Source organism: Paenibacillus sp. 01T422 (genome assembly GCF_056398785.1).
Map to the genome: position 1 here is coordinate 1 of NZ_JBFTQB010000919.1, position 2,557 is coordinate 2,557.

Consider the following 2,557-nt stretch of genomic DNA (forward strand, 5'->3'; position numbering starts at 1 on the left):
GGGGTCCAGCGTCCTTACAATGATCATAATAGTGAGGAACGGATATATAATAAAATTTAGGCAGCTGATCTGGGGGATAATACGCCTCCGATAAGATTACGGCCTTTTCTGAAGCGAGTGAAACGGCAATATGATCCGGATGTCCAGTGACCCCATCGAGCGGAAACGATAAGATTACATCTGGCTTTAAAGCAATAATCGTTTGACTAATCCGCTCGACCAGTTTATCCGGATCTTGATCCTTAAGGGTCCCGTCCGGGTATCTAAATAAAATTAAATCGGTAACGCCAAGTATAGAGCATGCCTTCCGTAATTCTTCTTCGCGGTGCAATGCCAACTGTTCTCGCGAGCTAAATTGAAACTCACCGGATTTCCCTTTACAGCCCGAAGTGACGCATATTAAAAACACCTCGTGCCCCTGTTGATGGGCTTTAGCCATGGTCCCTCCGGCTGCAAAGGATTCGTCATCAGGATGAGCAAACACGAATAATAATTTCTTACTCATATCATTCAACTCCTTCCTTCAATTCAATTCGCTGATCGAAGACTTTAGATAAACCAGCCCCATCGAAGTAACGCTGTTTATCGGTTCCCCCTGCATTTCAATAATTTGGGCTTGGGGTGCATATTCCTCGATTTGCGAAATCAACTGTTTCCGAACGAGGCTGCTATTTTGCAGCACGCCGCCCTGCAGGATCAGCTTAAACGGTTTATCCGTTAGCATTAATTGCTGAATAATAGCACGTACACTCACAAACAATTCCTCACTGGCTGCGGATAAAATACGTTTAGCTTCATGATCTCCGGCTATCGCCGCTAAACTAACCAACTGGGATAATTCCCCTAATTTATCCACGGAGTAGTCCGCACTATAGACCCAATTGAACAGCTCTTCCACATGGTTAAAGCCCATATGCGGCAGCACCCATTCATGTAGTCTAGTTGCATCGCCCCGACCATCATTCGTCCGAAGAATCGCTGTCACGGCCTGCTTGCCGATCCAATAGCCACTTCCTTCGTCCCCTACCCGATGCCCCCATCCGCCAGTCCTACCCGTTTGACCGAACTCGTTGATGCCAAATACGATCGACCCTGTTCCTGCAATGACGAGTACACCGGGCTGGCCTTCGGTTGCACCTAATAATGCGGCTAATCCGTCATTATGGACCACTAAGTGCCCTACGTGGATAGTCAGAAGGCAGAGGGTATCCTTCACCATTTCCATAATCACTTTCCTGTCATATTCCGTATCCAAGCCAGCGATTCCAAAAACAGCGCAGTCGATCTCGATGGAAGGAAGGTTTGCAAGATCCTCGGTAATACCAAGATCCAGTATCGCCTCGCGAATACCATGAGCGATTTCCCGCACCGCCCTCTTCTTGCCAACCCCTTGATAATTACAAGGGCCTGCTTTTCCTTGTCCTAATACATTTCCTTCCCTATCCGTGAGTACGACAAGGCTTTTGGTACCTCCTCCATCAAAAGCAAGTAGTGGAATTCTTATTTTCCTCATTAGGCTTCACTCCATTGATGAATGACTTCATCCAGATGCTGAATGGCACATCGGCTCTTCTCCCGGGCCTCTTGCAGCCATTGTGTATGTGACGAGTACTGGAGCCTGCGGTCATCGATGATTCTCTTCATTTCTTTAGGATTTGGGCCTCCCGGCAACGTACGGATGTCCACAAAATGAACGGGATCCATCGCTCTGCGCAAGGCTTCCTCATCCAGGGACACATCCCTGCCAATGATTTGTCTTGCAGCATCATTCACCAATTGAAGTGTGATTTGATTCGCGTTTAAACCATTAGCAAGCGCGTTTTTTACCACATCGCTGACAATATGATGGGCTTTTCTGAATGACAGGGTATCCGATCTTACTAACGTATCCGCCAGCTCAGTGACTGTTGCGAAGCTTCCTTCCGTCCTCTGGCGAAGCACTTCCTTATTAACCTCCATCGTGCCCATTACGGCGGCTAACAATCTATATAACTTATCCATTAATTCTAAACTTTTCCAAGCATACGGCTGCATATCATCCTCGGTATCTACAATATCTCCGAAAGGCGTGTTATGAATCATGGAAAGAATCGTATTCGTATTACCGACACAGCTCGACAATAACGCCCGCATATGTTCCAGTGAGACGGGGTTGCGTTTCTGTGGCATGATGGAGCTGATCTGTACGTAAGGAGCTCCTACCTTTAGCACTGCAAACTCTTGAGTACACCACAAGAGTAAATCCTGCACAACCCGCCCTAAGTTAATTGCCGCCAGCTGAATGGCTGTCGCGATTTCCCCTATGTAATCAGCGCCGCCTATCGCGTCATATGAATTTTCGATAAGTTCGTCAAAAGCAAGCAGGTTCATCATATGTTCCCGGCTGATAGCAAATCCTGAGGTCGTCAATGCCGCTGCTCCCATACTGCTTCGGTTACAATTGGCATAAGCCGCCTTCATGCGTCGAATATCACGATTTAAAGAATCGATAACAGCCGTCATGTAGTGAGCGAGAGTCGTTGGCTGAGCCTGCTGCGTATGTGTATAGCCAATCATC

The 2,557-nt window shown here is 47.4% G+C and carries 3 protein-coding genes; all 3 read right to left on the minus strand.

Annotation, left to right across the window (positions count from 1 at the left end):
- Nucleotides 1–505: PIG-L deacetylase family protein (locus AC1DUA_RS33385; RefSeq protein ID WP_477503826.1), on the minus strand; the 505-nt coding region annotated here is incomplete at its 3' end.
- 18 nt (nt 506–523) lie between these two features.
- Nucleotides 524–1,513 carry an N-acetylglucosamine kinase gene (locus AC1DUA_RS33390; protein ID WP_477503827.1) on the minus strand — a complete coding sequence of 330 codons (990 nt, stop codon included), beginning with the start codon at nt 1,511–1,513 and terminating at the stop codon, nt 524–526.
- A partial coding sequence (locus AC1DUA_RS33395; protein WP_477503828.1) for a lyase family protein occupies nt 1,513–2,557 on the minus strand: 1,045 nt, incomplete at its 5' end. The genes AC1DUA_RS33390 and AC1DUA_RS33395, both read right to left, overlap by 1 nt.

What these genes read in the sequence shown, in the direction of transcription:
- AC1DUA_RS33390 (WP_477503827.1), bottom strand. Translation starts at nt 1,513, where the DNA reads ATGAGGAAAATAAGAATTCCACTACTTGCTTTTGATGGAGGAGGTACC.